Source organism: Flagellimonas onchidii (assembly GCF_004804315.1).
GTDB classification, from domain to species: domain Bacteria; phylum Bacteroidota; class Bacteroidia; order Flavobacteriales; family Flavobacteriaceae; genus Flagellimonas; species Flagellimonas onchidii.
This window is the reverse complement of record NZ_SRXX01000019.1, coordinates 58,685-65,141: the sequence shown is the minus strand read 5'-3', so window position 1 is coordinate 65,141 and position 6,457 is coordinate 58,685. Positions and strand designations below refer to the sequence as shown.

Sequence of the window (6,457 nt, the reverse complement as noted above, 5' to 3'; positions counted from 1 at the left end):
CCGTCAGAACGTTGGTGCCGGTGTCAACCACAAGACCCTCGATGCCCTGGTCGTCGGTGCCAACAAACCTTGTCGGCGTCCCGTTTTCACTCGCATAGGTGTACGTGCCGTCAAGGTTATCCGTCAAGGTGGTTACCGTCTCCGAAATGCTCACCGAGGCAACGTTCAGATAGAGTCCGCCGTCCGTACCCGCGGAAATGTCATTGTTCGCATTATTGCTTATCAGGTCGACCCTTGATGGATCCACACCATCGCCTTCCAGTGAGATGTTAAGCTCACCCCCAAAAAGGAAAAGGTCATCAACAGACTGGTCATCAGTGCCGCTGTCGTCCAAATGGGAAAGATCGACCGTCCGGGACGCGCCGTTCTCGATACCGACCGTCAGAACGTTGGTGCCGGTGTCAACCACAAGACCCTCGATGCCCTGGTCGTCGGTGCTGCCCGATGCAAGCTCGTCGATCGCGCCCTGGACGTCCGCCGATGCAAGGCCCGACGTGCCGTTGTCGTACCCGACCTCGCCCGCGGTCTGGTCATCAGTGCCGCTGTCGTCCAAATGGGAAAGATCGACCGTCCGGGACGCGCCGTTCTCGATACCGACCGTCAGAACGTTGGTGCCGGTGTCAACCACAAGACCCTCGATGCCCTGGTCGTCGGTGCTGCCCGATGCAAGCTCGTCGATCGCGCCCTGGACGTCCGCCGATGCAAGGCCCGACGTGCCGTTGTCGTACCCGACCTCGCCCGCGGTCTGGTCATCAGTGCCGCTGTCGTCCAAATGGGAAAGATCGACCGTCCGGGACGCGCCGTTCTCGATACCGACCGTCAGAACGTTGGTGCCGGTGTCAACCACAAGACCCTCGATGCCCTGGTCGTCGGTGCCAACAAACCTTGTCGGCGTCCCGTTTTCACTCGCATAGGTGTACGTGCCGTCAAGGTTATCCGTCAAGGTGGTTACCGTCTCTGTTAAACCATATTCTTTCCAATTATCTCCATCATGATACCAAACAGATTTAGTTTCAGTATCGTACACCAATAAACCTTCCGCACCGACCTTAGGTACAATATCCTTTCGTTGATCTGAAGTCATTCTTGGCAATAATAATCCTTTGTCTGTCGAAGACAAATCCAAAATTGCCTGCTCATGAGGCAACAATGTTCCTATCGCCACTTGTCCACTTACAGTCATCAAACTACCTATCAAAACAATGACCACTAAGCCATGTCGTAAATTAAACTTTCTCATCAAAAAAACATTATATAAATTTTCATATTTTAAACGTCAACACATGTAAACCTTATAATTCAATACCACGTCTGAATACAAGTTTTATCAAAAAAACTTTGAATTTATAAGACCAAATTCAAAACGCATAAAAAACTCATGACTTCCTGAACTGTATGCTCTAAAACTGTTATCTCCATATAACCAATCATATGCGTAACCCAACTCCATCTTATCAGTTAGAGCAAATGACACCCTTCCACTCATCAAACCATCAATATTACAGGAATAACCCAATACCAGTCTATTTCGGTATCGCAGGCTAACTGATAAATTCGTTCGAATTGGCGCTCCAGAAACGGCACCCAACAAAAAAGCTGGCATGACTTCATATATCCCATCGCGGTCTATTTGCAAAACATATCCTCCCATTAAATAATGATGAGATTTATTTCTCAACAATACCGTTTCATTACCACTATAAAGATTTATTTTTAAAATATTGGGTGTAGACAAACCTAAGTACCAGTCATCAGTATGCACCATCCCACCAACTCCAAAAAATGGACTTAAATCATTTTCAATATTTTGCGTAAACAAATCATTCTCTATATCCCTAACCCTAAGTTTGGTAAAGTCAGTATTTAAAATATCCACTCCAGCCTTTAAACCAAGGCGAACTTTCAAATCTGACCTAAACGAAATAGTATAGGAGTAGTCGCCAGAAATCTGCATCTTATTTGATGGACCAATACTTTCGGCACCAAACGAAAGACCAAATGAAGCCAAATTCCCTCTCCTAAGAGGGTTCAAAGGCGAACTAATCGAAGCCCATATGGTTCTTGGAGCTCCTTCTACCCCCAACCATTGATTACGGCCGAATGTTTTTATGGCCAAATCACCACTTATTCCAGTGTAAGCTGGGTTAATAATTTCTGCATTGACCATATATCGGGAGGAGGCCATCTCTTGCTGCCCGCTCACTTCAAAGACCATAAAAAAGCATGGCATCAAAACCATAAACATGTAGTTCTTATAACTATTCATCATAAACACGTCTTTCATAATTTTTTCTTCAGTCTGCTAAGAGATAGAGATATCCTACCTTCTTCTTAATTTTAACTCCTTTTAATTCATCATCATCGATATATTCAATTGTATAATAATAGGTTCCCGAAGGGAGCTTGTCATTTTTTCTTACAATAATTCCAGTATTTGCATATCCATTAAAAATCCTATCCATGTTATTATAGTTCCTCATATTGAATACTAGTTGCCCCCATCTGTTATAAACCCTTACCCGGTTCTGCGAAAAATTTTTCAAGTTTTCAATAACTAAACCATGATTCAAATCATTACCGTTCATCGAGATAGCATTATACACCTCTAGCCTATTATTCTCATTCACCAATGCCAATGTAAATAGTCCATCATTTGAAACGATGGCTGTCACCGAATCTTCCAAACCATTTCTCATTCCTCCTTCATCAATCCATTTTTTTTTGTTTTCATCCCATCTTACTACGTGAACATTATCAGGAGAGTCTAAAATTTCTTTTGGTGTTGTACTTACATCCCATTTCAATGTCACTGAAAACTTATCGTTATTATTTCCTGACAATCTTTTAACCTCCCAATATTCAACATTGTCTATAAAATCAATCTCAGAAATTACGGTTTCATCGGGAACACCAAACCCATTACCTTTATTTACTATATAAGAGCATCTAAATCCATTCAACTTCCCATTTAATCCAGATATGGCAATAGGGCGATACTGTTTCCCATTTCCAACTGGAAAAACAAATTCATCCGTTCCATGCCAATCTACAAAACCAATCACATGACTTTTATCTGACCCGTTCACATGAGTAGCATTATCAAAAAAATCCAAAAACTCTTCATCATTATTGGCATACATCTCCATGTACCCTTTTTCAAAATAAACCTTGCCCAATATGTTAATAGCCGCTTTCACCTTAAATCTTGCATTCTCTTTTTCCTTATTTAGCAGCACATTATTTAAAAACATTTTTGTTCCCTTACCGTAAATGTTTTGTGAATTTTCACCGACAAACGCTACCAACCCGCCTTTAACAAAATCAAACTCTCCATTATTTTCTATATCGCCAAACAGACTTAAAGTCCCATCATTAATTAAATGCCCATGAGAAGCATTAATCAAATCGTTTACAACAGATACTTGTGCATTGACCGCAATATATATTTCACCCTTATTGACCACCTGTCCATTTACGAACATCCCTTTTAGTAATAGAACGAATAAAATAAATTGTAAACATCTATACATCCCCATGAAATTTTAGATTGCGAAAATCCATCAATGGGAAGCCAATACCATTATCCCATAGAAAAAACGGGAGGTATAATGTAATAAGTGGGGGCATACCCTATTTTTTTTTACAACGTAAGCAATGACATAGAAATATTCCTGGATTTTGTAAATGACATATCACAACATCTTAGCTCCTTCAAATATTTGTTTAGCAAAACTCCAACTTCCCATCGAGGTAAGAAAAATAAAGCAGCTCCTTAGGATATTCGATGAGCTTCTCCACCTAGTATATAGGAATCAGCAAAAAAGTTGACGAGCACATATTACTGCTCAAGAAAAGTGTAAGGGACGTCCCCTAATGTGCTCCATATCCTTGTTATGGATGTATTGCTTGAGTTCATTGCTGATGTAACATGGGCCATTGTCCGACAAGAGCATTGGTCTGTGATCATTGGATACCCCAGCTTTTTCCAAGGCCTTATCAATGGTTTTTGTTACATCTTTGGTGTGCATGGTCGAACATAGTTCCCAGTGGATAATATAACGGCTATAATCGTCCAATATGGTCGATAAGTAGCACCATCCCCATCCTTGTACCTTAAGGTAGGTGAAGTCCGTCTGCCACATCTGATGAATCTCAGTGGTTTTGTCCTTAAGCTCATTGGAAGCAGCTATAACATCAAACACCGGTGTAGTAATCAATCCATTTGACTTCAGGATACGGTAAACTGAGCTTTCTGATATGTAGTACTGTTTTTCATCCACCATCTTACAGGCGATTCCCCTTGGTGATTCCTCTGGGTAATCCAATGCCATATCGACCATCTCTACACGTACCTCGTTCGGGATACGGTTCCAATAGGGTGTTGCGAGCCATTGGTTTGGGTGCCAGTCCATCCATACCTTCTTCCCTATACTTGGTGTACCAGTTATGGAAGGTGCTCTTGTGAAGCCCAATTTCTTTAAGGGTGCGGTTGACACCAATCTCGGAAGTTTCCACAAGTCGTATAATCTCGTATTTTTCTGCTTGAGTAAATCGCATATACCTCCTGTGTCTTACTCTAAGCCAGTTGTACTTTTTTTTAAGTAGACGATTGTCCAACAGCAACTCAGCAACTGTCTCCTTTGTATCGGTATGGTCACCGCATTGCACTTTACCATTTTCACCAACTTCTTTACCCCCTACGACAACCCGAGACAGCTCGTCTGTTACTATGGCGTGGTGTCCTTTGAATTCACCTCCGGCTTTTCCATGTTCCGTAAGTCCAGGATACATCCCATGGCCAACAGGACTCTTAAAAAAACACCTTCATATGAGCGCCCTCTCCGCCATAATCCACGACCCCGATATGAAAGCCTATTTTGAAAGAAAGGTCGAAGAGGGAAAGAACAAGATGTTGGTGGTCAACAATGTAAGGAACAAGCTTGTCCATAGGGTCTGTGCCGTAGTAAAACGACAGGAACCATACGTGAAAAAAAGTCGCTTGATCTTTTTATCATTTTCCCTTGGTTTTATCATTGAAATCCCTCAATTCCCTTTACGGTCGTTGCGTGATATACCTTCGGCCTGGCAAAAGCAGGTTGTGCCCTTTCGTTTTTTGATATCGCGCCATTAAATGGAAAATCTCATAAACAGCTCATGGGACCCATTATTCTCCACATTGTTGACCGGAACCTCATGGACATAACCAATCCCAAATCCAGAGCTAACATCAAACATGAATATTCCGCCCAAAGCTTCATTGATTCGATAGGATGTCCCCAACTTAAACCGGAGGCCAAAATCAAAAATTGAGGTAACGTTCAAGGACAATGGCGATGTTCCCGTGTACCGCAATAAGCTGCTCACCTGAAACTTTAGGTTTTCCCCTAATTTAAAATCATAACCTCCTGCTAGGTAAACATTCATCTTGTCAAAGACCCCATTGTAAACATTGTTATCTCCCTTTTCCAAAGGGTAATCAAAGGTCAACAGCTTTGGTGATGACAATGAAATGAAGTAGTCACTATGCTTTAAATAGGCCCCGACACCAAAATTAACATGCGTGAGCCCATCCCTGATCCCCATTAAACCCCTGTCCTGTTCCATATCGTAAGTGACAAGTCTGGTCGTATTGGCACTGTAGGAATTTCCGCCCGCTTTTAGCCCCAAGTAGAGTACATGACGGTCATCCAGGTTTAATTTGTATGAAAAATCGAGAGCCACCCATGTTTGTTTCTCAATGAATACCTGGTCACTGAGAATAGACAGGCCCAAACCCAAATTTGCCCCAACGGGCATCGAAAAAAGGGCGCTCCGGCTCTCTGGAGCACCCTGTATCCCCGCCCATTGACTCCGTAGCCCGAGCGCAAGCTGGGCAGTCCCACCTGCTCCTGCATATGCTGGGTTGACCAAGTTCATGTGGTACTTGTAAAGGGTATAGTCCGGGTTTTGCTGTGCCGTTGCAAAATGGATGCATAAACAGAATGCCGTCCAAAAAAACATTGTTGAATTTCTCATTATACCTTGCTTATTTAATACTTCATATAGATCCAACCCTGTATTGGCTTTGACCCCTCTCCCAGGTCAATGACATACAGGTAAGACCCTATAGGCAGTTTTTTATTGCCATTGTAGCTTCCTTCCCAATCATTCCCATAATTGCGTACCTCGAATACGATTTGTCCCCATCTATTGAATACTTTTACTGTGTTGTCGGGATAATTGTCTATCCCTGGTACGACCCATGTATCATTTATCCCATCTCCATTAGGGGTGAATGCCTCTGCTGGTGAAACCAATGGCCCCTTACCGTCAAGGGTCCCGTCATCATCGACATCGGCATTGTCGCCCGTTCCATCCCCGTCGGTGTCCGTGTCCTCGGACGGGTCCAAAGGAAAGGCATCGGCACCATCATCGGTACCATCGTTGTCATCATCGGCATCCGCATTGTCGCCCGTTC

8 protein-coding genes and 1 pseudogene are annotated in these 6,457 nt (G+C 43.0%); 2 read left to right on the top strand and 7 right to left on the bottom strand.

Annotation, left to right across the window (positions count from 1 at the left end; translation table 11 throughout):
- From E4661_RS16560 to E4661_RS19685, 5 genes and pseudogenes are all read right to left on the bottom strand, one after another.
- Window positions 1-1,240: pseudogene (locus E4661_RS16560) on the bottom strand (hypothetical protein); the annotation flags it as partial.
- A gap of 87 nt (window positions 1,241-1,327) precedes the next feature.
- Window positions 1,328-2,284 (bottom strand): PorP/SprF family type IX secretion system membrane protein, encoded by a 957-nt coding sequence (locus tag E4661_RS16555; RefSeq protein ID WP_136468575.1) that lies wholly within the window; start codon window positions 2,282-2,284, stop codon window positions 1,328-1,330.
- 10 nt (window positions 2,285-2,294) lie between these two features.
- On the bottom strand, window positions 2,295-3,530 hold the full coding sequence (locus tag E4661_RS16550; protein ID WP_168796400.1) for a gliding motility-associated C-terminal domain-containing protein: 1,236 nt from the start codon (window positions 3,528-3,530) through the stop codon (window positions 2,295-2,297).
- Window positions 3,531-3,845: 315 nt separating this feature from the next.
- Complete coding sequence (locus E4661_RS16545) at window positions 3,846-4,331, bottom strand: DDE-type integrase/transposase/recombinase (RefSeq protein ID WP_168796399.1); 486 nt, start codon at window positions 4,329-4,331, stop codon at window positions 3,846-3,848.
- Entirely contained in the window at window positions 4,285-4,557 is a 273-nt protein-coding gene (locus E4661_RS19685; protein WP_168796398.1) for a helix-turn-helix domain-containing protein, read from the bottom strand. Before E4661_RS19685 ends, E4661_RS16545 begins: the two co-directional genes overlap by 47 nt.
- A 93-nt stretch (window positions 4,558-4,650) precedes the next feature.
- Between E4661_RS19685 and E4661_RS19680 the strand changes: the two genes are divergently transcribed.
- Window positions 4,651-4,881, top strand: coding sequence for a transposase (locus E4661_RS19680; protein ID WP_136468572.1), 231 nt, complete (start codon window positions 4,651-4,653; stop codon window positions 4,879-4,881).
- Window positions 4,829-5,131, top strand: a complete 303-nt coding sequence (locus E4661_RS19135) for a hypothetical protein (RefSeq protein WP_168796397.1) — start codon at window positions 4,829-4,831, stop codon at window positions 5,129-5,131. Before E4661_RS19680 ends, E4661_RS19135 begins: the two co-directional genes overlap by 53 nt.
- Here E4661_RS19135 and E4661_RS16535 read toward each other — a convergent pair.
- Both E4661_RS16535 and E4661_RS19320 read right to left on the bottom strand, forming a co-directional pair.
- Entirely contained in the window at window positions 5,128-6,015 is an 888-nt protein-coding gene (locus E4661_RS16535; RefSeq protein WP_136468571.1) for a PorP/SprF family type IX secretion system membrane protein, read from the bottom strand. The genes E4661_RS19135 and E4661_RS16535 overlap by 4 nt on opposite strands.
- 14 nt (window positions 6,016-6,029) lie before the next feature.
- The coding region (locus E4661_RS19320) for a gliding motility-associated C-terminal domain-containing protein (protein ID WP_205728975.1) at window positions 6,030-6,457 on the bottom strand (428 nt) is incomplete at its 5' end.

Bases quoted from the DNA above. Each gene is read 5' to 3' on its own strand.
- E4661_RS16555 (WP_136468575.1), bottom strand. From the start codon at position 2,284: ATGAAAGACGTGTTTATGATGAATAGTTATAAGAACTACATGTTTATG.
- E4661_RS16550 (WP_168796400.1), bottom strand. From the start codon at position 3,530: ATGTATAGATGTTTACAATTTATTTTATTCGTTCTATTACTAAAAGGG.
- E4661_RS16545 (WP_168796399.1), bottom strand. From the start codon at position 4,331: ATGGCATTGGATTACCCAGAGGAATCACCAAGGGGAATCGCCTGTAAG.
- E4661_RS19685 (WP_168796398.1), bottom strand. From the start codon at position 4,557: ATGCGATTTACTCAAGCAGAAAAATACGAGATTATACGACTTGTGGAA.
- E4661_RS19680 (WP_136468572.1), top strand. From the start codon at position 4,651: ATGGTCACCGCATTGCACTTTACCATTTTCACCAACTTCTTTACCCCC.
- E4661_RS19135 (WP_168796397.1), top strand. From the start codon at position 4,829: ATGAGCGCCCTCTCCGCCATAATCCACGACCCCGATATGAAAGCCTAT.
- E4661_RS16535 (WP_136468571.1), bottom strand. From the start codon at position 6,015: ATGAGAAATTCAACAATGTTTTTTTGGACGGCATTCTGTTTATGCATC.